Raw genomic sequence first — 21143 nt, forward strand, 5'->3', positions numbered from 1 at the left:
GAAGGCGGCCATCTTCACGGCCGCCTCGACGCGCGGGCCGGCGATGCATGGAGCTTTGAATGAGGTACAACCTGTTCGTTGGATTGCTTGCCTTGCCCCTCCTGGGTTGCGGATCTGATCCTGCTGACAACGCGGACGCGACGACGACGGTCGCGACGACGAGCACGGGATCCGGGGCGACGGGAGGCGCGGGCGGGGAGTCGCCGGGCTGCGCGCAGGCCGCGGCGCCGGACGTCACCAACGTCTCCGGCACGTGGGCGTACCGCGCCATCGGGTCGCAGCTCACCCAGGCGCAGGGTCTCCCGCCGTTCCAGACGCGCATCGTCAGCGTGATGCTCATCACGCAGCAGCAGAATGGAGACGCTATTTCCTTGCAGGGCACGTATTGCGACCATTACACCGAGGACCCGGACGCGATCGTGCACGCCGTCATCCCGGACAGCTTCCGGGAGGCGCTCGCGCCGGTGACCCGTGAGGGCACGTTTGCGGCGAGCGAAGGGGGGCTCCGCTACAAGCTCGGGCCGCTCCACGAGGTGATCGGGGCGGCGCTCGGCGACCCGGCGGAGGACGAGCTGCCCACGGATCCGGCGGACGCTCGCGTCGTCGATCAGGACGAGGACGGACACCCGGGGATGACGGTTCAGCTCCAGGGGCTCATCGACGGGTCGGTGTACGTGGCCGAGCGGGCGCGGACCGAGCTCGACGGCGTGGCGGTCGCGACCGATCGCATCGAGGGTCGGCTCGGGTTCGTGTCGGAGCAGAGCGTGCTCGAAACGGATCCTTCGAGCCTCAAGGCGACCATGGCCGCCTCGAGGACGTATCCCGATCCGGAGGCGTGCAACAGCACCTTCGTGATGGTCCGTACCCCTGACGACGCGGACTGCGCCTGGATCAAGGAAAGGGCCGAGACGCTCTTCCAGTAAAGCCCCTCCCGGCGGTCGCGGCGCCCCGCGTGACCGAGCGCCTCCGGGCCTCCGATCGAGAGGACGCCGGCTTCGCTGCGCTGCTCACTCAGGCAGCCGCAGGACGAAGCCGGCGCCGGCCAGCCAGCCGCCGCTGGAGAAGCCGGGATAACCTGGGTTGTTCGTCTGCAGCCCCTCCACGCCGTCGAGCGGCTCGCCGCTCACGATGTCGACAAGGTTATCGGGGACCTCGTCGATCACGGGGTTCCTGGCGGACGGGCTCTTCGACACCTCCCGTGGCACGAGCAGCTGGCCGTGCAGGAACGCTCCCACGCCGAAGTCGGCGCCGAAGAGCGACACCGGCGTCTCGAACGAGGCGCTGACCGCGATGCGCGAATTGTCGACGTAGTTGGTCCTGCCCGTCTGGTCCGGCACCGGAGACGGAGTGAAGGCGACGTCGGCGGAGAACCTGCGGCTCCCCAGCGCGATCGCGCCGCCGAGCCCCACGGATACCGTGCTCGACCACGGGTCGGGCGGGGTCTCCGCGTGCCGATCGCGGTACTCTGACCACCGCGTCAGGAGCGCGTGCCCGCCGATCTCCCAGGCGGGCGGCGCCGGGCTCTTCGAGCGCGCGGCGCGCTCGCCCCCTCGATCCTCGCTTGGCGGGCCCATGATCGAGGCCCCGACGCTGACGCGCGTCGGCTGGTGGCCGAGCGTCAAGCGATAGGCCTGGGGGACCGACGTCTCGCCCTCCGGATAGGTATAGTTCCAGAAGCGGATCCTGTTCTCGCCGTCGGTGTCCGACGCCGAGGCGAGGTGGAGCGTGGCCGAGAGGCGCAGCCAGGGGGCCGGGCTGGTCGCGAAGGCGAAGTAAGGGGCGAAGACGCTCTCGACCTCCACGTCGGGGTTGATGAGGGCGGTCCGCTGGTCGCTCGCGTCGGGCACGTGGACGGCGGTCCGCGCGCTGGTGCCGATCGTGACGTCGACGCCCGCCCCGACGGACAGCCAGCGGGTGATCCGGCCAGCCATCGACACGGCCAGGCTGGTGACCGACAACCGATCTCCCAGCAGCTCGAACTCCAGCCGATTCGAGAAGTACTGCGCGCGCTCGTCGGCGAAGAAGGCCCGCTGCTCCTGGAAGCTCCTGAGCGGCAGCAGGGCGTAGAAGCCCAGGACGAGGCGGTCCTCGCAGAGCGGCCGCACGAACCCGAGCGTCGCGTAGCTGTTGATCTGCCGGTCGCGCGTGTCAGCCCGCGGGCTCGGGAGCTTCGACCCCGGCAAGGGCCGGTGGGTGAGCCGGGAGGTCGAGCCGTCCGGATTCCGGATCTGGCCATCGTACACCGACTCGGGCACGTCGACGCCAGGGGGGCGCGGGGCGAGGGTGATGTCGCCGTGCGTGACGAGCACGAAGAGGCCCGCTTGCGTCGTCGCTGCCGCATACGGCAGGAGCGCGGGGTTGAAGAACGCGGCTTCCGGTCCTCGCGCGAGCGCCCGTGCGTTCAGCCCGTTGGCGCTCGTAGGAGCGCCGGTGATCTCGAGCGCGCCCGACGCGCGGACGGCTCCGGCCTGGAGGAGCAAGGCGGACGCCAGCGCGAACGGCGTGGCGACGCAGACTTTGTGCGGCATAGGTGCTCGAAGCGCGGGAGTCTGCCGGAGGGGCGGCCGCGAGGTCAAGCCCTGAGCAGCGCAATTTTCCGAATTGCCACGGGCTCACCACGCCGACGTACGCTGAGAAAAGAGACGCAGGTGTCATCGAACCTCATTCTCGGCGCCATCTTCGCCGGCCGGTACCGGATCGAGCGGCGCATCGGGCGATGAGCGAGGGGGACCGGCGATGAAGAGACGGCTGCGGACGATTTGGTGAAGGACGGCCCGCCACCGGAGCATCCACCAGGCGCGAGGGAGACCGGGATGCGAACGGTCCCCCCCAGTAAAAAAACTCCCAGGAGAATAAAAAATGAGCTTGTTCAGCAAGGTAGTACTCCCGCTCACGCTCCTCGGCGCCGCAGCCGTGCTCGGTGGCTGCGTCGGCGCGGCTCCCCTCGAGGGCGATGACGAGCAAGAGACCCAGCCCGAGTCAGCGGAGTCGATCGACCCCGACGCGGCGGAGGCGGTTGGCAACGCGCCGCAAGCGTATGAGACCTACACCAAATGGACCTGCCGCCGTGATGAACGCGGTCTTCCTTACGCCGGCACTGTCACGATCTGGTGGGGCCATAGGTCAGCGGATGCCGCCTGGGCCTGCAACCAATGGGTCCCGGCCTGCCGTAGCATCTGCTACGCCGAGTAGCCCTCAGGAGAGCCTGCCCGAGGTGCCGGTCGAGGCTCTGCGTCTTTTTATCGGCCGCTCTTACTCACCCGTGAGGTACCTCCATGTCCGATATGTTTGTCGTTCACTCGAGCGCCTTGCCCTCTTCCACCAAACTCGTAGCTTTTCATGGCACCGAGGGCATCTCGAAGCTCTATCGCTTCGAGCTCTACCTGACGATGACCAACGACGTCGGCCATGATTTTGATATGGCCGCTGCCGTGGGCAAGCCGGTGACCCTCTCCCTCGACCGGAGCGACGGCGGCGCGCGCTTCCTCCGAAGCGGCGTGCTTGAAAGCGTCGAGCTGGTCAACGATTTTGCGGGTAGATGCGTCTTTCGGGCCGTCATGGTCCCGCGCCTCGCCCTGCTTACCCTGTCTCTTCACAGCCGTGTCTTCGGCGAGAAGACCATCCCGGTGATCATTCAGGAAGTCCTGCAAAAGGGCGGCGTCACGGACTGCGCATTCCAGCTCCGGGGCGCCTACGGCGCCGAGGAGCATGTCTGCCAGTACCGCGAGAGCGACTATGCCTTCATCGCCCGGTGGATGGAGCGCGAAGGCATCTACTATTATTTCGAGCATGGGGAGGGCGGCGAGACGCTGGTGCTGGTCGACGATCGGTCGGTCCATCAGCCCCATGGAAACAAGCCGATTCGTTATTACCCGCAAAGCGGCGGCGTCAACACGGCGAGAGACGCCTTCCGCGCCTTCACGTGCCGGCATGGCGCCACGCCCGGCTCGGTTCGCCTCAAGGACTATGACTACACCAATCCGGCTGTAGCGGTCGCCGGGCAGGCGTCCGTTTGCGCCAACGGATTCGGCGAGGTCAGCCTGTACGGCGCGCGGTTCTTCTCGCCGGGCGAAGGGGCGCGGCTGGCGCGGATCAAGGCCGAGAGCCTCTCCGCCGCCGGCGTCGTCCACCAGGCGATGGGCGCGGCGGGGACGCTGATTCCCGGGTTCACGTTCGAGCTCGACGACCATCCGCGGGCCGCGTTCAACACGAAGTATCTGACCACCGAGATCGAGCACTGGTCGAGCCAGGCCTCGGGCGTCCCCGAGCTCCGGGAGCTCGCGCCGTGGGAGGAGAACTACCGCATCGAGGCCAAGGCCATCGCCGCGACGGTGCAGTTCCGCGCGCCGCAGGTCACCGAGTGGCCGCGCATCTACGGCACCGAGACCGCGATCGTCGATGGGGCGGCGGTCAGCGACTACGCCCAGATCGACAGCCATGGTCGCTACCGGGTCAAGTTCCACTTCGACGAGAGCGACCTGAGCGGGGGGAAGGCGTCGACCTGGGTTCGGATGCTTCAGCCCCATGGCGGTGGCATCGAGGGCTTCCATTTCCCGCTCCGAGCTGGCGTCGAGGTCATGTGCGCCTTTGCGGGCGGCGATCCCGATAGGCCGGCCATCGTCGGGGTCGCGCCCAATGCGCTGACGCCGAGCCCCGTCACGGCGGGAAACAGCACGCGGAACGTGATCCAGACGGGCGGGCGCAATCGCCTCGAGCTGGAAGACCAGGCGGGGCAAGAGCGGATCACGCTGTCGACGCCCCATTCGAACACCTACATCCGGATGGGGGCGCCCAACTTTGGAGCGACGCTCGAGTCGAAGACGTGGGGTAACGCGTTCGCGTTTGTCGGGCTCTCCGCCGAGAACATCGTGGGTCTCAACCGAACGACGGTCACCGGGGGGTTCTCCCAGAATGTGGTGTTAGGCTTCGGTCTGTCGATCACCGGGCTTTACTCGTGCAGCGTCGTCGGTGGATACTCAGACAGCGTGGTCGGGGGCTGGCGCAGGACTAACATCTTTGGCTACGACAAGGCAACTGTTCGTGGGTACCGAGAGACCCTCATCAAGGGGAAGCGGACCACGACCGTCAATGGTGACGACAAGACCACGCTCAAGGCCAATCGCAATGTCGAGATCGATGGCCATAGCCAATTGTACGTCGGCAAGACCCGCACCACCACCATCCAGGGCAAGGACACGGGCATCTTTCGCGATGATCGCGAGACGACGGTCGTTGGAGACAACGAAACGACGATTCGAGGCAATAGCAAGAAGACCGTTCAGGGGACGAGGGCGACGGAGATCCGTGGTCGCGCCACGACCGACTTGTACGCAGGGAGAACGACCACCATCCACAAGGGGGGGAGCGTCACGCAGATCACGGGCAGGACCACCAGCACGTTCAACGGCGGAGTCACCTCTACGGTGAATGCGTGGAGGAAGAGCACTGTCACCGGCAACGCCACCAGCGTGGTGAATGGTCTATATAAAACGGAGATTGGGAGACGGGTCGAGAGGATTAAAGGGACAAAGTACGAGAGGATCGATGGGCTGGCATTCAAGAAAGCCCCGAATGAGGTGAAGGAGATCAGTGTATCGAAGCTGAAGGCGAAGGGTATCAATGTCGGTGTCGAGATACACAGAATGAAGTGCTACCTCGACCTGAGGCACTCGCAGTTGCATATCCTCAAGTGATCCGTCCATCGCGTGTGCGACGCGCTCGCTCTCGCCGCCGAGCCGTACGCCCCACCGAGCCCGCTTCCCTGGGTTCCATCGCATGAAGACCGTCGATCCCAGCTGGCGCGCGGCGCGCTCTCGGCGCTACTTCAGGATCGGGGCGCAGTTCGTGAACTTGAACGACGTCATCATCGTGAACACCGCACTGCCGCCGCGGCGCTCCGCGTAGAAGAAGTCGAGCGGATACTCCTTGCCGACCTCGATGCCGAGCTCCTCGGCGTGCGCGTCGAGCTCGAGGAGCGCCGAGGTCGGGACGTGGAGCCCGCCCATGTCGATCGCGAGGCGCCTGTTGATGAACACCCAGAGGTCGTCGTCGCCGTTGAAGAAGAAGACGCCGCGGGGCTGGTAGTTGAACGTCATGTGGAGCTCGTACGTGAAGCCGAAGTTGTGGATGTTCCCCTCGTTGCCCCACCCCCGATCGTCGATGGGGAAGAACTGGTCTCCCGAGAAGACCCCGAGGCCGCTTTCGCTCACCTGGAGAGGGACGTCGTACCGGATCGGTATGTTGACCGTGGGGTCGTCGTGATACCACTGATAGAACGCCTCGGGCCCGGTCGTGTGCGCCGTGCCGCCCTCATGGGCATAGACCGGCCTGTCGTCGGGGCCGAGCTCGGGCTCGACGATGCCTTTCAGGCCGTCGCCCGCGAAGTTCTCGAAGTCGGGGTGCCCGCCGTCAGAGCCGAAGGCCTTGAAGTCGCGCACCACCCCCGCGAGCTTCGGTTCGCAACGCTCGTCCCCGCCAGCGCCGGCGCTGCCTTGGGGAGAGCCGCCGCCGGCGCCGGGATCGAGGATGCCGGGGTCATCACCGCCGGCGGTGGACGAGGACGAGGCGGGTGACGACGAGGTCGTGGCGCCGAGGTCGCGACCGATGACGGCGATCTCGGTGGTGCACCCCGCGAGCGCCGTGCCCGTCGAGAGAAGGACGGCCAGGAATCGCGGGGCGCCCGCGCGGAAGGCCGCCGTGGGCTGGGCTAGCTTCATCGAGATCGTCTCCTGTCGCATGGATGCCTCCGAGCTCGCCGGTGAACTCACGCGAGCGTGTCGTGTCAATGGGTGCTGCCTGCAGGGGCCCTGCCGACGAGGCGGCGCACCCGTCCGGCATAGGGGTTCGACGCATGCCTCGTGAGAAATGCCTCCGCGCGCGCGTGCGCCTCCTCCGTGCGGCCCAGCCGCACCAGCGCGTCGATGGCGATGAACTCCCGCTCTGCCGTGAGCTGGCCTCTCGGAAACTCGCGCCTGTGCTCGTCCAGCGCCGCGAGGGAGGCCTCCGGCGACCGCGCGAGCAGCGCCCTGGCCTGCTCCAGGCGCGTCGCCTCCCGGAGCAGGTCGTCGCGGTCGGACGCCGCGCTCCCGGTCGGCGCAGGAGGCGGCGCGGGCTCGCTCTGCCGGACGTTCTGGCCGACGTCGCGCGGCGGCTCCCGGCGAGGGGCGGACGCGGCCGGATGGGGCGCCTCGGCGGCCAGGGACGGTAGATCCTGCGCAGAGGCAGCCGGCGCCGCTTCCACGGAGCGCAGGGCGCCCCGCGCGCTCGAGAGGAGGCGCTCCGCCGACAGGTGCTCCAGCCGAGGCGGCGGTTGGGCCAGCGCGGCGTCGCGCTGTCCTTGGCGAACGGCGCCGTGGAGGGCGAGGCCGCCGGCCCCGAGGCCCGCCACGACGAGCAGGCCCTTCGCCCACATGGGCAGCGCGGCGCCGCCGTTCGGGGCCGCCGCGAGCGGTGCCACGCGGGCCGCCGTGCGCGCCGCCTCGACGAGCGTCATCGGCCGCGGGCGCACGGCCGAACGCAGCAGCTCGCGCGCCCCGGCCGGGGCGCCTCCATCCTCCTCGATCCACCGCTTCGGTTCGCTCATATGCCCCCTCGTCGCGCGCGCTCGGCCTCGATCCTCTTCAGCAGCGCCGCAAACTCTTTCCGCGCCGCGTGAAGGCGCGAGTAGACCGTGCCCACGGGGATGCCGATCAGATCGGCGATCTCGCTGCATGGCATCTCCTCGATCTCGAACATCACGAAGACGGCGCGCCGATCGAGATCCATGGCCTGGAGGATGCGCTCGAGCCGCTCTCTCGCCTGCTTCCCGGAGGCGATCTCCTCGGGGCCCGACGCGGGATCCGCGACGTCGTGGACGTCCTCGCCGACGAGCGAGCGCTGCGCGCGTCGGCGGTGCGAGGCGGCGACGCGCCGGCAGATGGCGAAGAGCCATGTCGTGACCGGACAGGCCCAGTCGAAGGCGGGGAGACGCCGCTGGACCACGACGAAGACGTCCTGGAACGCGTCCTCGAGGTCCGGCGGATGGATACCGAACCGCTGCAGCGTGGCCCACACGAAGCCGGCGTGCTCGGCGTGCACCGCGGCGAAGCCACGGGGCGGCCTGGGTCCGGCGCGGACCTCTGCGTCCAGACATTGCTCCACGCTCGTCTGAATGCCGACGTCCGAGGGGTCCTTCATCAAAACGCGATCCCGGCCCCTCCGAAGAGCGCGCCGGCAATCACCGGCTGCTCGAAGACCGGCTGCTCGTTCCCCTGGAGCTGGAAACGGTATCGCGTAAGCGGAAAGTTAAGGTCGATTCCGGTCTCGAGACGGAGCGGACCGACCACACGCACGGCGAGGCGCGTGCCCACACCGGGGCTGACCCAGAGCCGGGCTCCCGGGTCGACGGGGAGCACCGACGGATGTTCATGGATGACAGCATGGACGGCGCCCGCGAGCAGGTGGACGCACGCGCCGAGTGAGAGCTGCCCGGTCCGGAGCGCCTCCGCGCACACGCCGAGCCAGCCCGCGGTAAGGCCGAACGCGAGGGCCGGCTCGGCTGTGCGCTGCTCCGGGAGCCACAGCAGTCCCGACGCGGTGGTCCAGCGCGGCGCGACGGACCATTCGGCCGCCCATGCGACGCCGGGCCCGATCACCGGGAGGAGGCCCGTGGTGGCGAGCCCGCGCAGCGTGACCGAGGCCCCAGGGCGAGGCTCGCGCTCCGCGTCGGGGAGCGGCGGGGGCGCGGCGCGCGAGGATTCCACCTGCGTCGCGGGCTCTGCCGGGGCGCCTCGCGGCGGCTCCGGCCGCGGGGCTCCTGGCGGCGGGGCTTCCGGCGGCTCCGGCGGAGGCGAGGCTCCGGCCAGGGGAGGCGAGGCCGGCGCGGCGAGGGCGGCCGTGGGATCGATGGCGAGGGCGATCACCAGCGTTGCTGCGCTGGTGATCGCCTCGCACGTCGCCGCGCTGCTCTCGAGCTTGCGCACCGTGGGCGGCGTCCCGTCGCACCCGACGGTCCGGATCTGGGCCGACCATGCCCCGGGGTTTCCCTTCACCACGGCCTCGATCGAGAGGCCGCCGCCCGTCGTGGCGAGCTCCCGCCCGAGGCGCCGCGCGATCTCGTCGCGGAGCCGGGGCGCCGAGGGGCACCGCTCCTCGGCCCCCTCCAGGCGGACCCACGACACGTCCGCGGCCCCCCGCGCGCACTCGGCGCGCGCCGCGGCAGGGGCGAGCGCGGCGCACGCGCAGAGGAGCGACACAGCCCCGCGCATGCTCGCCCCGGGATCGGCTCGCTCGCGACGTCCGTCCGACAGAGCCTAGACCTCGAGGATCTTTCCGGGGTTCATGGGGTTCAGGGGCTCGAGCGCCCGCTGGATGGATCTCACGATCGCGAGCGCCTCGGCCGGGCGAGGATAGGGGAGATAGTCTCTCTTGAGTAGGCCAATTCCGTGTTCGGCGGAGATGCTCCCGCGGTGTCTCTTGACGAGCGAAAAGCTCGCGTGAGCCGCCTCGTGGGTGCGCCGCAGGAGCTGAGGTGATCGGGCTGCATGACGTTGATGTGGAGTTGATGTGACGGCTGCCGTCGCCGATGTGGCCGCGAGACCTCGGCCGTTGAGCGCGGGAAGGCGACCGCGGACAGCCTCGGCTCGACGGCCTTGGTCCAGCCGCGGCCGAACGTGGCGAGGTCGGGCGGGTCGATGGAGAGAAAATCTTCTGAAAAATCGCGCAGGAAGGCCGCCGAGAACGCGGCTGGGCGGGCGCTCATGCTCGGCTGGGTACTGCGATGCCGCCGTGGGGGCAAGCAGCCTTATCTCGCGCGGCGCGCGCCGGGCGCGCGGGCTCTGCCTCCCCCGCGTGCGTCGTCTCCGAGCTTGCCTCGTGCGTCCCCGCCGTGGAGCTCGAGGAGCTCCGCGAGCTCCGGCTTGAGGAGAGCGAGATCGCCAGCGCGACAGGAGGCTGCTTTCGAAAAAGTGAGGGCCGCACACGATGGGGTGAAGGACGGCCCGCCACCGCAGCATCCAGCAGGCAAGAGCGGGATAAGAACGGTCCCCTCCAGTAAAAATCTCAGGAGAATAGAAAGATGAGCTTGTTCAGCAAGAGAGTCCTCCCGTTGACGCTCCTCGGTGCCGCAGCCGTGCTCGGTGGCTGCGTTGGCGAGGCTTCCCTCGAAGGCGATGACGGGCTGGAGACCCAGGCGGAGGCGGCTGATCCCGAGTCGGCGGACTCGATCGACCCCGACGCGGCGGAGGCGGTTGGAACCGCGCAGCAAGCGGAGGAAGCGGTTTATTATAGCACATGGTGGTGCATCAATCGTGCCGAGTACGTCGGCAAGGTCACGATCTGGTGGGGCCATACGTCAGTGGATGCCACATGGGCCTGCAACGAGTGGATCGACACCTGCCGTAATCGCGGGGGCTGCGGGTCTTTCAGGCTGGATCTTTAAGCCACCCGGATGCCCTCGAGACCGTGCCCCTGCCGCGGGCTGAGGGATCACCTCGCGGCGTCGTCGCGCCGAGCGCGCCCGGCTGAGGGATCACCTCGCGGCGTCGTCGCGCCGCCTACCTTCGCGCTGGCCGCAACATCGTTGCCAGCGCAGCGTGACGGCGATCTGCTACTTCGCCCACAGCACCGAGAGATCGAGCTCGATGGCGTCAAAGGGCTCGATCCGAACCCGCGCGGCGTCCCGGTGGAGCACCGGGGGGCCCAGCGCCGATCCTCGCCGAGCACGAGGACCTCGAGCGTCCGCGCGATCGGGTCGACCAGCCACGCGTGTCGCACGCCCTCGCGCGCGTAGACGAGCATCTTCTCCTGGCGGTCGAAGGCTGCTGTCGATGGGCTCAAGACCTCGCAGAATGGCGGTGTACCTCGCGCAGCTCGAGCGCCTCGCGGCGCTCGGCGCCCGGGTCGCGCTGCACGCGCCCGGCGAGCCGATCGGCGCGCCCGCGGCCCTGTTCCCCCGCTACATCGCGCACCGGCTCATGCGTAGCTCGAGGAGCTCCGGCTTGAGGAGAGCGAGATCGCCAGCGCGACAGGAGGCTGCTTTCGAAAAAGTGAGGGCCGAACACAATCGGGTGAAGGACGGCCCGCCACCGCAGCATCCACCAGGCGAGAGAGACCGGGATGCGACCGGTCCCCTCCAGTAAAAAAATTTCAGGAGAGCAAAGAGATGAGCTTATTCAGCAAGATGGTCCTCCCGCTGACGCTCCTCGGTGCCGCAGCCGTGCTCGGTGGCTGCGTTGGCGAGGCTTCCCTCGAAGGCGATGACGAGCAGGAGAACCAGCCCGACGCGGCGGAGGCGGCTGATCCCGGGTCCGCGGAGTCGATCGACCCCGACGCGGCGGAGGCGGTTGGAACCGCGCAGCAAGCGGTGTGGGTATCTAAAACGGCTTGGAATTGCCACTACTTGGGGTCGCGGAAGGTCGGCGCGGTCGGGATCTGGTGGGGTCATAATTATTGGGATGCCGACTGGGCCTGCAACAGCTGGATCCCCGAATGCGCTAACCAGTGCCGGGCTGTGTATGACTATTCGTACGCTGAGTGGGAGAACTGACCACGTCGGCAGTGTCGGGATCTGGTGGGGCATAGGTATGTGGATGCCGAATGGGCCTGCAACAACTGGATCTCCGCATGCGGTAGCGGCGGGGGCCGCTGGGCTCTGCGGGACTATGAAGTGCCCCCTCGGATTCGGTAGTGGCCGAGTTTGATTGAGACTGGCCAAGTTTGGCCCGATTCGCGGATCTCGCCGCTACGCTTCGGCCCGAAGTAATGCAGCCCGCGAGCGCTGGCGCGCTCCGGGGTTGCGTGGCCGAAAACTCACGCAGCCAGGTCCCGCCAGTCAAGGCTTGTCCCCCGAGCTCCCGCCGCTCGCGCTCCATCTCACGAATGGCATCTGCAACGATCCGCCGCACGGCCTGGCCGGAGGCGCCTGGGGCGGGGTCACCGAGAGCGCGGAGGCGGAGGCAGAACACCTCGGCGAGATGGGTCTTGACATCCCGCCGGGATTAGTATCGACCGACCCTTGTCCAGGCTCTTGTTGGCACAGAGGGGGACGGATGTTCGTGGAGAACAGCGTGGACGGCGCCCGGGCAGGTGGACGCACGCGCCGAGCGAGAGCCGCCCGGTCCGGAGCGCCTCCGCACACACGCCGAGCCAGCCCGCGGTGAGGCCGAACGCGCGGGCCGGCTCGGCAGCGCGCTGCTCCAGAAGTCGCGCGCCTTCGGGCCGTTGTCCGGCCCGACCACCGAGTCGTTCTCTCCGTGAATGACGACCGCTGTGACCTGTCCGGTACACTCCACGGGGGCTCAGCTCCAGTGCGCGGTCAACTCGAGGTGATCGTCGTTGTCGCCGCCGCCGGAGATGATGCGCTGGCGGACGTGGTCGGCGCCGCCGATCACGAGGAGCTGCTCGCAGGAGCCGATGACTTCGGTCCACATGTTCTCGTCGAAGCCTTGGCAGCCGATCCAGAGAGCGCGGGTGAAGCCGCGGCGGGACTCGAGGACACGGACGTGGCCGGCGGAATAGTAGTTGGAGAAGACGCGCTGGCCGAGGGAGAAGAGGGTAGAAGGGGAGATGAGGCCCGCGATGACCTTGTAGATGCCGCTCATGTCGTCGTGCGTGCACTGGCGGCCAATCTGGTGGATGAGCTCTTTGCCTTCGCCGGTCGTGCGCCGGATGGCCTGGAACAGGTCCTTGTACCAGGCGATCGGGTACCAGCCGGTGGAGACGAGGCTGCCGTAGCGGATGCCGTCGCGCAGCGGTTCACACATCTCATCCAGGCTGCGCTTCTGGACAGGCTCGCCGCGTAGCTTGCCAAAGCTCGCCACCACGGAGCGAAACGCCACCCCCTTGACCTTCGGTTCGTCGGTCATCCCATCGCGCGAGCGCGCTCGGCAACGAGGGTACCGCATCCCGCGGGGGTAGGCCACATTGTTGCCCTCCTCGTCGGTATTGAAGAGTACAATCGCCTCCTACATGGTGCAGCCCGAGCCGTTCGATTTTCGCGCGGCCCGCTGGGGCGCCCACGGCAAGGTGAGGCCGCTCGACCGGCAGAATCCCCACCTCGTCGAGCGGCGGTTTCCCACGCTCACCGCCACCGTTGCGGTGGGCTCCGATCAGCTCGATCTCTCCTCGGTGACCAAGGCCTCGCGGGCCATCGCGACGTCGGCCTCGGGGCCCTCGTCCGCGCGGCGGTTGCGCGCTTCGAGGCGACGGCCTCAGGCGCCCTCGGCGTCGAAGATCGCGTCCACGTACCGCAGCGTCGTCTCGCGCCGGCGGCGCGCGCGCTCGGCCGAGTCCTCCTCCACGAGCACCTCGTCGGGCTTCACGCGGAAGAGCGGCTGGCCCTTCTGCACGATCGTCCCCTCGCCGCCGTCGATGAGCACCTCCTCGATGGTGCCGGAGCACGGCGCGAGCACCTTGTTGAACATCTTCATGACCTCGATCACGTAGAGCGGATCGCCGGCGGCGAAATGGCTGCCCTTCGTCACGAGCGGAGGCCGGTCCGGCGCCTCCTGCGCGTAGAACATGCCGCCGGTGACCGCGACGATCTCGTTGGCCCGCATGGCGGGCGGCGGCGCGAGCACCTTGCGCATGCGGGCCGAGAGCTCGCGATCGAGCAGGCGCTCCGGGATGGCGACCGTGCCGTCCTCCCGCGCGCGGAGCTCGAAGAAGCGCGCGGCGTCCCCCGCGAGGACCAGCGCGTCGAGCAGCTCCAGGCCCGCCTGGAAGCCGAGGTGCGAGCCGCGAACCCGCCGCCAGAGCTCGGCGTCGTAGCCGTGAGGCGCGGTATCCCCGGACAGGTGCGCTCGCAGCTCGGGCCACGAAGGCGCGCCGCCCGCCTGGCCCATCCGCTCGCCGACGCGCCTGTAGAAGCCGAGCGCCCGCGAGAGCACCTCCTGGTCGTGATCCCAGATCACGTGGGCCGCGGGTGCCTGCGGCTGCGGCGTCATGTTGAGCAGCCAGTACGTGTCCGCGAGCACCTCGATCGGGTTCTTGAGCCAGCGCACCCGCCCCGACCGGATCTCGAACGACCCCATGTTCCGGCTGAGCCACGCCGACAGGAGGTGCGGCTCCGCGCAGATCTTCTCCACGGGACGGCGCACCAGCGTGTCCTTCAGCGTGAAGACCTTCTTCAACGCTCCTCCGCCGGTCGCCTCCGCGGCCCCGGCCCGCGCCGCGAGGCGGCGCTCGTGACGGGCGCCGAGCTCGGCCCACATCGCGTCGAAATCGAGCCCCCCGAGCTCCACCGCGAGCAGGCCGACCTGCGTGAGGTACGGGACCACGAAGCCCGTCGTCGGCTTCGCCCACACGCTCCGCGCGAGGAACCAGTGCACGAGCCCGTAATGAAACAGGAGGTTCGTGTGAAGATCGCTGCCGCGCAGCGTGGTCGTGCGCAGGATCTCGCAGATCCGCTGGTAGGCCTCCTCGCGCGAGGCGCCGTAGGTCACGAGGAGCGCGATGTTGCTGTCGTAGGCGCCGGCGACCCGGTAATGCATGAACACCCCCGTGTCGGGGTTCTTCACGCAGATGCCCTGATCGTCGCGGATCTCGTGCGGGTGCGGATCGCTCCAGGACACGATGATGCCGGCCGCGTGGGGCTCCAGCGCGCCGTTCGTCGCGTTGAGGCGCGCCTCCACCGCGGACCCTTCCCGCCGGACGCGGATCGGCCGGGGCAGCCGCTCCCCGTGGCGCGCGAGGAGGACCATGCACTCGACGAGCGAGGTCACCTCGAACGCGTCGGCCGGATCGGCCGGGTTCTCGAAGCGGAGGCCATAACAGAGCTCCGACACCCGGTGCTCGACCTGGATACGGGTGTTGACCTCCATGAAGTAGTGGTGATCCCCCTCGACGATGCACTCGAACGTCGAGGCCGAGTTCAGCCCGACCGCCTGCCCGAACCGCTCCGCCTCGGCCTCCATCCGGGCGAGCGACGCGCGCTCGCGCTCGAGCGACGCCGCGCGCGGCGCCTCGCCGGCCGCGCGCGCCCGCTCGATCGCCTCGAGCAGCCCCTCCTGCGTCATCGCCACCTCGAGCAGCTTCTGCTCGTGCATCTGCAGCGAGCAGTCGCGCCCGCCCAGCGCCACGCACCACGCGCCGTTGCCGATCAGCTGGATCTCGTTGTGCCGCGTCTCCTCGACGTTGAGCTCGAGCAGGATGTTCTTGTTGTCGCCGACGCCCGCGGCCTTCACCTCCGCGAGGACCTCCCGCACCAGCGCGGGGACCTCGGCCGCGCGCGCCCGCGCCGCGGCCTCGAGGGTCGCCGCGTCGGGCGCGACGCCGGCGAGGAGCCGCTGCCCCTTGCCGCCGCCGCCGCCGATGGCCTTGAGCCGGATCCGCCGCCCCGGGTGGCGAGCGAGCAGCTCGGCCGCGCCCCGCTCGAGCTCCTCGCAGAGCTCGTCGGTCGTGTAGAGATCCACGCGCTGCGCGTACGCCGCCGCGAGCAGGGCGTCCGCCGCCTCGGCGAGCGGGATCCCGTCGGCGAGCCGCGCGCCCGCGCCGCCCGGGGCGCCCGCGCCGAGCAGCCCGCGGTCCGCCGCGGCCGCGCGCAGCGCCGCGTGATCGGGCCACTTGCGGAGCACGATCCGCCGGGTCGCGTCGTCGATGCCGGGCGTCACGCTGACCTCGGCCGCGAGCGCCGTCCGCTTCGCCTCGTCCTTGAGCCCGGCGGCGCGCTGCACCGACGAGCGCGGGCCGATGAAGACGAGCCCCGCCTCCTCGAGCGTGCGCACGAACTCCCCGTCTTCGGCCATGAAGCCGTAGCCCGCGAACACGTGCGTGTAGCCGCCGGCCCGGGCGATCGCGACGATCTCCTGCATCAGCTTGACGCGCTCGTCCTTGGTGGCGCCGGTGTAGTCCTTCACGCGGTGCACGTGCGCCGGGTGGATGCAGCGCAGCTCCGGCGCCAGGGCGTGCGTGTAGACGATCGAGTCCTTCTCCGACAGGAGGATGCCGTAATGCTCGATCCCCATCTGGGCGAAGACATCCATCGCCTCTTTCCGGATCGGGCCCCGGCAGACGATCAGCGGCCGCACGTCGTCGGCGGCGAAGGAGCGCGCCCACGCCGAGCTCGAGCGGCCGAGCCTGCGGTCGCGCACCACCCTCGGGTTGCGGTCGTAACCTCGCTTGGTCTCGAATCCATCCATGATCAATGGAACTCCCGCTGAACACCGGTGAACGGCCCTGGCTGGTAGTGCCGCAGCAGGAACTCGAGGTTCTCTGCGATCACCGAGCGGAGCTCGCGCGGCATCACGAGCCGCGAGATGGAGCCCAGGCTGAGCCCCTCGCGCGGGTTCATGAGCTCCCGCTCGTACCGCGCGCTGAACTCGGCCTCTCTCGCCTTCAGCCACGCCGCGGCCTCGTCGCGGGCCTCCGCCTTCGCCTTCGCCTCGTCGAGGCCGCGGGCGAGCCGCTCCTTGACGCCGGCCTTCTCCCTGGCGCTCGCCTGCGCGCGCACCTTGCGGAGCTCGTCCTTGTAGACGAACTCCTTGCCGGCGGGGCCCATCACGGCGACGCGGGTCGTGGGGAGCGCGAGCACGACGTCCGCGCCAGTCGCGTAGTTGTTGAACGAGGCATACGCGCCGCCGAACGCGTTGCGCACGAGCAGCAGGATGCGCGGGGTGCGCACGTCGATGATCGCGTCGAGCATGGCCCGGCCGGCCTGCACGATGCCCATCGCCTCTTGCTCCCTGCCCGGGAGGAACCCTGTGGTGTCCTCCATGAAGAGGAGCGGGATGTTGTAGAGGTTGCAGAAGCGGATGAAGCGCGCGTTCTTGTAAGCGGCCGCGACGTCGATCTGACCCGACGCGACCGCGCTGTTGTTCGCCACGAAGCCGACGACGCGCCCGCCGACCCGCCCGAACGCGGTGATCGTGTTGCGCGCGCGCTGCGGCTGCACCTCGAAGTAGTCGCCGTGATCGCAGATGCGCTGGATGATGATGTTGATGTCGAGCGGCGTGTTGTAGCCCGTCGGCGACGAGATCGTCCTGCGGAGGAGCGTGTCGATCTCGGTCGTCTCCCGGCCCACCGGATCGCTCGTCCGCTGGAAAGGCGCGCTCTCGCGGTTGTTGCTCGGCAGGTAACCGAGCAGCCGGACGGTGGTGCGCAGCGCGCCCACCTCGTCTGGCACCGTGAGATCGGCCACCCCCGAGGCGCCGTGGACGCGCGGGCCGCCGAGGTCGTCGGGTGAGACCACCTCGCCGAGGACCGATTTGACGACCGCCGCCCCGGTCAGGCCGAAGAACGTGCCGCCCGGCTGGATGACGAAGCTCCCCTGCCGCGGCAGGTAGGAGCCGCCGCCCGCGTTGAACCCGAACATGCACATGATGCTCGGGACCACGCCGCTGATCTTGCGCAGCGCCGCGAACGCCTCGGCGTAGCCGTCGAGCCCGCCGACGCCCGCGGGGACGTAGGCGCCGGCGCTGTCGTTGAGGCCGATGAGCGGGATGCCCCGCTCTCCCGCGAGCTGGAACAGCCGCGCGAGCTTGCGGCCGTTCGTCGCGTCCATCGACCCGGCGCGGATCGTGAAATCGTGGCCGTACAGCGCCACGTCGCGGCTGCCGATGCGCAGGATCGCGGTGACCAGCGAGGCGCCGTCCAGGTTGGGCCCCCAGTTCTCGAAGACGACCCGCGGCGGCTCGGGCGTGAGCACCCGGATGCGCTCCCAGATCGTCATCCGGCCTTTGCTGTGCTGCCGGATGATGTTCTCCGGGCCCGCGGAGACATGGGGGCGCCTGCGGAGCTCCTCGGCCTCCCGGAGCGCCGCGTCGTACGCCGAGGCAGGCGCGGCCGGCGCCCCGGATCCCTCGTCGAGCGGATCGTCGAGCGAGGGCACGAGGGCGGAGGGCTTCACGGCGACATCGTTGTGATCAAGAGGGCTCATGGACGGGCGAGGCGCTCTATATCATGGCAGGATCCGGGGACGCACCTCGCGCGCCCGGCGAGGTGCGCCCCCGGCGCCGGCGTGTGGGGCGCGGCACGGGGCGCTGCGCGGTCCCGGTGCGGGGGCTCCGCGCGGCGATGCCGGGTCGCCGCGGCCACCTCGATCGGCTCGCGCGGCGCTCTCCCGTCTGGACGCGGCGAGTCATGCGTGGCTGAGCCCGGCGCTCGTCAGGGGGATTCCGCGCGCGAGACGACATGATCGCCGAACACATAGCGGCGCTGCTTGGCCGCCGCGAGGAGGTCGGCGCGGTGATCGGGGTGGGCGATCTCGATGAGCGCCAGCGCGCGCTGCCGGATGTTCCGGCCCCAGAGATCCGCGACGCCATGCTCCGTCACCACGTAGTGCACGTCCCCGCGGCTCGTCACGATGCCGGCGCCCTGCTCGAACGCCGGCTGGATCCGGCTGATCGTGCCGTCCTTCGCGGTGGACCGGAGCGCGATGATCGGCTTGCCGCCGGCGCTCCGCGCCGCGCCCCGGATGAAGTCGACCTGCCCCCCGATCCCGGAGAAGAAGCGGCCCATCAGCGTGTCGGCGGCGACCTGGCCCGTCAGATCGACGGCGAGGGCCGCGTTGATCGCGATCATCCTGTCGTTCCTCGCGATCGTCAGCGGATCGTTGGTGAAGGCGGACCCGCGCATCTCGATGACCGGGTTGTCGTGGGCCCAGGCGTAGAGGGCCCGGCTGCCGAGGAGGAACGAGGTCACGAGCTTCCCCGGCAGGAGGGTCTTCCTGCGGTTCGTGATGACGCCGCGCTGGACGAGATCCATCACGCCGTCGGAGAGCATCTCGGTGTGCACGCCGAGGTCGCTCCTGCCTCCCAGGGCGGCGAGCACGGCGTTCGGGATCTTGCCGATGCCGGTCTGGAGCGTCGCGCCGTCGGGCACGAGCGTCGCCACGTTGCGGCCGATGGCGCGGTCGACGTCGTCGAGCGGCTCGATCGCGCGCTCGGGGAGCTCGCGGTCCACCGGGACGAGGTGGGTTATCCGATCCACGTGCAAGAACGAGTCTCCGTGGGTGCGGGGCATCCGCGGGTTGACCTCGGCGAGGACCAGAGCCGCCGAGTCGACGGCGGCGCGGACGATATCGACGGAGACGCCGAGGCTGACGAAGCCGTGGGCGTCCGGGGGGCTCACCTGGATGAGGGCCACATCGATGCCCACCCGGCCCGAGAGGATCAGGCTCGGGATCTCGGAGAGGAAGACCGGCATGAAGTCGGCGCGCCCCTCGTGGATCGCCTCGCGGACGTTCTGGCCGATGAAGAACGCCGTGTGACGGAACCGCCGCTCGAGACCGGGGCGGACATACGGCGCGGGGCCCTCGGTCATCAGGTGGACGATCTCGTTGCCGGCGAGGTGCTCGCCGGACTGAACCATGGCGTTCACGAGATCGGTCGGCTCCGCGGCGCCCGAGCCGACGAGGATGCGCCGCCCCGGGGGGATCGCGCGGATGGCCTCCTCGGCCGTCTTGATCTTGTCGCCGAAGCGCGATCGCCAGTCCGTGATCGTCTGCTGCATCGTGTGCCTTCTTCCGGTGTTCTTGGGGGGGATGAACCGAGCGCGTTCGCCGTCGGGGCGGGCGATGGCCGGCCGCGCCGTCACGCGGGTCGAGCCTCGGGTCAGGAGATCTCTTTCTCAACGAGCAGCGCGGCCAGCACGGCGAGCGCGTCGGTCGTCGTGAAGACGCCGACGACCTGTGCGCCGTCCAGCACCACCGCCGATCCATACTTGTGCTCGGCCATCTCGCGGACCACCTCGGAGAGCGGCGCGCTCGGCGCGACGGCGTAGGGGCACGGCGACATGGCCTCGCTGACGACGAGCTCATCCCCCTCTTGCTCCTTGAGCGTCTCTATCCAGTAGATGTCCCGCTCGGAGAGGATGCCGACCAGCCGGCCGCCGCTCAGCACCGGCAGGTGCCGGATGCGATGTCCGCGCATGAGCGCGCGGGCGAGGCCGACCTTCTGATCGGCGCCGATCGAGTGGGGGCTCCTGGTCATGCAGTCCTGGATGCGAATGGTCGAAGAGCTCATGAGGCCTCCCCTGGCGCTGGACGTCCGGGATGATGTCTACGGGCTGATCGAACCGGCGTCCTTCGATCGAGCTCGGTTTGCCACGATGTGAATCTGCAAGACGCAGACCACCGGGCCGAGCTCGACATTCTCGCTGCGGTGGTCTGCGCGGCCCGCGAGCTGCCCCGGGGGTCGATGCACTGCCTGCGCCGCGCCGGCGACGTCCGGCCTCGCGGCCATCGGCGGGCGCGCCTGCACGGGTTGCGCGGGAGCGCAGGGGGTTCGCTGGGCCGGACGGCACGGCGACCGGCGCGGCGGAGCCACCGATGCGCCAGGGCGGCTGGTACTACAGCGACACTTGTGGCCCATCTGTGGCTGTAGACGGGCGGACGGACACGTATTCTCGGCGATTTTGGTGCCTACAGCCGCACCTCGCGCGGCGCCGGGTCCGCCTCGCTCGCGGAGGGCGGCGGCGCTCGTGGAAGATCGACAGGTCGCCCGCGTTCGTTCTACTCTCCTCCCTCTCCCAGGCATCGATGAAAGACACCGCACCGACGCAGGACCAGGCCATGTGTTTCTATCGCGCCGCGCTCTCCACGGCGCGGCTGATCGACCGGGAGAACGAGCATCGGGTGCTGGACGCCGACGCCGACGCGGCGTGGCGAGCGTACGGCGGCGCTGTTCCAGCAGCGGCTGGACCCGGTATGGCGCTTCCTCGAGAGCATCCCGCTCGACCTGCCCGCGCCGGGCCTCGACGCGCCGCCGCCGTTCGTCGAGGAGCTCGTCTACCGGTCGACGATGGTCGAGCTGGCCCTCGAGGGGAAGGTGGACCCCATGTTCCAGGAGACGAAGCAGGTCTGATGCAAGTGCGCGAGGCACCCGGCTTCTGGCATCAATTCGCGGTCTTCGGCGGCCATGTGGCCCTCCCCGGTCCCTTCGCCCTGACCTTTCTTCAACAGTTCCTGCAGGACTCCCTGTTTTGAGGCGCCCCGTCCGGTCGCTCGTCCCCGCTTCGCTCGCGGCGGCCCTCGCGGCCGGATCGCCTGGGTGCCACCGAGAGCGCCTGCCCCAGGGCGACGCCTCGACCGGCGTGCTGGCTTCCTCGACAAGCACGGCGAGCGCGCCAGCGGCGGCAGCGCCTGCCGGGAGCGCCTTGGCGGGCGGGGGGGAGCTGAACGCTCTCCAGCCTGTCGGCTCAGGCACCGCCGGGGCTCCGCTGGTGGGATC

At 69.5% G+C, this 21143-nt stretch carries 17 protein-coding genes and 1 pseudogene; 6 read left to right on the plus strand and 12 right to left on the minus strand.

The annotated features are described in order from the left end of the window. Positions 1-59: 59 nt before the first annotated feature. A complete protein-coding gene (locus tag WMF39_RS18175; protein ID WP_437746747.1) occupies positions 60-923 on the plus strand; it encodes a hypothetical protein in 864 nt (287 codons plus the stop codon). Between the two features lie 84 nt (positions 924-1007). Here WMF39_RS18175 and WMF39_RS18180 read toward each other — a convergent pair whose 3' ends face one another. Further along, the gene (locus WMF39_RS18180) at positions 1008-2528 is read right to left on the minus strand and encodes a hypothetical protein (protein WP_437746748.1); all 1521 of its coding nucleotides are present in this window, start codon (positions 2526-2528) and stop codon (positions 1008-1010) included. 331 nt (positions 2529-2859) lie between these two features. On the opposite strand from WMF39_RS18180, the gene WMF39_RS18185 reads away from it, so the two are divergent. Then, a complete protein-coding gene (locus WMF39_RS18185; protein ID WP_437746749.1) occupies positions 2860-3192 on the plus strand; it encodes a hypothetical protein in 333 nt (110 codons plus the stop codon). A gap of 83 nt (positions 3193-3275) precedes the next feature. Beyond that, complete coding sequence (locus tag WMF39_RS18190; RefSeq protein WP_437746750.1) at positions 3276-5693, plus strand: type VI secretion system Vgr family protein; 2418 nt, start codon at positions 3276-3278, stop codon at positions 5691-5693. A 126-nt stretch (positions 5694-5819) separates the two neighbouring features. Here WMF39_RS18190 and WMF39_RS18195 read toward each other — a convergent pair whose 3' ends face one another. The 5 genes from WMF39_RS18195 to WMF39_RS18215 are packed head-to-tail and all read right to left on the minus strand — an operon-like array spanning position 5820 to position 9992. Further along, positions 5820-6737 carry a fibro-slime domain-containing protein gene (locus WMF39_RS18195; protein ID WP_437746751.1) on the minus strand — a complete coding sequence of 306 codons (918 nt, stop codon included), beginning with the start codon at positions 6735-6737 and terminating at the stop codon, positions 5820-5822. A gap of 44 nt (positions 6738-6781) precedes the next feature. Then, positions 6782-7582 (minus strand): hypothetical protein, encoded by an 801-nt coding sequence (locus WMF39_RS18200; protein ID WP_437746752.1) that lies wholly within the window; start codon positions 7580-7582, stop codon positions 6782-6784. Continuing rightward, positions 7579-8175, minus strand: a complete 597-nt coding sequence (locus tag WMF39_RS18205; protein ID WP_437746753.1) for an RNA polymerase sigma factor — start codon at positions 8173-8175, stop codon at positions 7579-7581. Before WMF39_RS18205 ends, WMF39_RS18200 begins: the two co-directional genes overlap by 4 nt. Beyond that, the gene (locus tag WMF39_RS18210; protein WP_437746754.1) at positions 8175-9245 is read right to left on the minus strand and encodes a hypothetical protein; all 1071 of its coding nucleotides are present in this window, start codon (positions 9243-9245) and stop codon (positions 8175-8177) included. Before WMF39_RS18210 ends, WMF39_RS18205 begins: the two co-directional genes overlap by 1 nt. A gap of 45 nt (positions 9246-9290) precedes the next feature. Continuing rightward, entirely contained in the window at positions 9291-9992 is a 702-nt protein-coding gene (locus tag WMF39_RS18215) for an FAD-linked oxidase C-terminal domain-containing protein (RefSeq protein WP_437746755.1), read from the minus strand. A gap of 62 nt (positions 9993-10054) precedes the next feature. On the opposite strand from WMF39_RS18215, the gene WMF39_RS18220 reads away from it, so the two are divergent. Continuing rightward, complete coding sequence (locus tag WMF39_RS18220; RefSeq protein WP_437746756.1) at positions 10055-10417, plus strand: hypothetical protein; 363 nt, start codon at positions 10055-10057, stop codon at positions 10415-10417. Positions 10418-10585: 168 nt separating this feature from the next. Here the strand turns inward: WMF39_RS18220 and WMF39_RS18225 are convergent. Next, positions 10586-10824, minus strand: a pseudogene (locus tag WMF39_RS18225) (Uma2 family endonuclease); the annotation flags it as partial. A gap of 316 nt (positions 10825-11140) precedes the next feature. Between WMF39_RS18225 and WMF39_RS18230 the strand changes: the two are divergent. Next, on the plus strand, positions 11141-11524 hold the full coding sequence (locus tag WMF39_RS18230; protein WP_437746757.1) for a hypothetical protein: 384 nt from the start codon (positions 11141-11143) through the stop codon (positions 11522-11524). A gap of 751 nt (positions 11525-12275) precedes the next feature. Here the strand turns inward: WMF39_RS18230 and WMF39_RS18235 are convergent. The 5 genes from WMF39_RS18235 to WMF39_RS18255 all read right to left on the minus strand — a co-directional run bounded on the left by WMF39_RS18235 (position 12276) and on the right by WMF39_RS18255 (position 19937). Then, positions 12276-12842, minus strand: a complete 567-nt coding sequence (locus WMF39_RS18235; protein ID WP_437746758.1) for a hypothetical protein — start codon at positions 12840-12842, stop codon at positions 12276-12278. 345 nt (positions 12843-13187) lie between these two features. After that, positions 13188-16115 (minus strand): biotin/lipoyl-containing protein, encoded by a 2928-nt coding sequence (locus tag WMF39_RS18240; RefSeq protein ID WP_437746759.1) that lies wholly within the window; start codon positions 16113-16115, stop codon positions 13188-13190. A 2-nt stretch (positions 16116-16117) separates the two neighbouring features. Further along, the gene (locus WMF39_RS18245) at positions 16118-17851 is read right to left on the minus strand and encodes an acyl-CoA carboxylase subunit beta (protein ID WP_437746760.1); all 1734 of its coding nucleotides are present in this window, start codon (positions 17849-17851) and stop codon (positions 16118-16120) included. 227 nt (positions 17852-18078) lie between these two features. Beyond that, on the minus strand, positions 18079-19425 hold the full coding sequence (locus tag WMF39_RS18250) for an acetyl-CoA hydrolase/transferase family protein (protein WP_437746761.1): 1347 nt from the start codon (positions 19423-19425) through the stop codon (positions 18079-18081). Positions 19426-19526: 101 nt separating this feature from the next. Next, on the minus strand, positions 19527-19937 hold the full coding sequence (locus WMF39_RS18255) for a CBS domain-containing protein (RefSeq protein WP_437746762.1): 411 nt from the start codon (positions 19935-19937) through the stop codon (positions 19527-19529). An 839-nt stretch (positions 19938-20776) separates the two neighbouring features. Between WMF39_RS18255 and WMF39_RS18260 the strand changes: the two genes are divergently transcribed. Then, complete coding sequence (locus WMF39_RS18260) at positions 20777-20899, plus strand: hypothetical protein (RefSeq protein WP_437746763.1); 123 nt, start codon at positions 20777-20779, stop codon at positions 20897-20899. Positions 20900-21143 lie beyond the last annotated feature (244 nt).

The sequence above is a fragment of the Sorangium sp. So ce1504 genome (assembly GCF_051521635.1).
GTDB classification, from domain to species: Bacteria; Myxococcota_A; Polyangia; order Polyangiales; family Polyangiaceae; genus Sorangium; species Sorangium cellulosum_B.

Bases quoted from the DNA above. Each gene is read 5' to 3' on its own strand.
- WMF39_RS18245 (WP_437746760.1), bottom strand. From the start codon at position 17,851: ATGAGCCCTCTTGATCACAACGATGTCGCCGTGAAGCCCTCCGCCCTC.
- WMF39_RS18235 (WP_437746758.1), bottom strand. From the start codon at position 12,842: ATGACCGACGAACCGAAGGTCAAGGGGGTGGCGTTTCGCTCCGTGGTG.
- WMF39_RS18215 (WP_437746755.1), bottom strand. From the start codon at position 9,992: ATGCTGCGGTGGCGGGCCGTCCTTCACCCCATCGTGTGCGGCCCTCAC.
- WMF39_RS18210 (WP_437746754.1), bottom strand. From the start codon at position 9,245: ATGCGCGGGGCTGTGTCGCTCCTCTGCGCGTGCGCCGCGCTCGCCCCT.
- WMF39_RS18195 (WP_437746751.1), bottom strand. From the start codon at position 6,737: ATGCGACAGGAGACGATCTCGATGAAGCTAGCCCAGCCCACGGCGGCC.
- WMF39_RS18230 (WP_437746757.1), top strand. From the start codon at position 11,141: ATGAGCTTATTCAGCAAGATGGTCCTCCCGCTGACGCTCCTCGGTGCC.
- WMF39_RS18240 (WP_437746759.1), bottom strand. From the start codon at position 16,115: ATGGATGGATTCGAGACCAAGCGAGGTTACGACCGCAACCCGAGGGTG.
- WMF39_RS18175 (WP_437746747.1), top strand. From the start codon at position 60: ATGAGGTACAACCTGTTCGTTGGATTGCTTGCCTTGCCCCTCCTGGGT.
- WMF39_RS18190 (WP_437746750.1), top strand. From the start codon at position 3,276: ATGTCCGATATGTTTGTCGTTCACTCGAGCGCCTTGCCCTCTTCCACC.
- WMF39_RS18260 (WP_437746763.1), top strand. From the start codon at position 20,777: ATGCAAGTGCGCGAGGCACCCGGCTTCTGGCATCAATTCGCGGTCTTC.
- WMF39_RS18185 (WP_437746749.1), top strand. From the start codon at position 2,860: ATGAGCTTGTTCAGCAAGGTAGTACTCCCGCTCACGCTCCTCGGCGCC.
- WMF39_RS18250 (WP_437746761.1), bottom strand. From the start codon at position 19,425: ATGCAGCAGACGATCACGGACTGGCGATCGCGCTTCGGCGACAAGATC.
- WMF39_RS18180 (WP_437746748.1), bottom strand. From the start codon at position 2,528: ATGCCGCACAAAGTCTGCGTCGCCACGCCGTTCGCGCTGGCGTCCGCC.
- WMF39_RS18220 (WP_437746756.1), top strand. From the start codon at position 10,055: ATGAGCTTGTTCAGCAAGAGAGTCCTCCCGTTGACGCTCCTCGGTGCC.
- WMF39_RS18200 (WP_437746752.1), bottom strand. From the start codon at position 7,582: ATGAGCGAACCGAAGCGGTGGATCGAGGAGGATGGAGGCGCCCCGGCC.
- WMF39_RS18205 (WP_437746753.1), bottom strand. From the start codon at position 8,175: ATGAAGGACCCCTCGGACGTCGGCATTCAGACGAGCGTGGAGCAATGT.
- WMF39_RS18255 (WP_437746762.1), bottom strand. From the start codon at position 19,937: ATGAGCTCTTCGACCATTCGCATCCAGGACTGCATGACCAGGAGCCCC.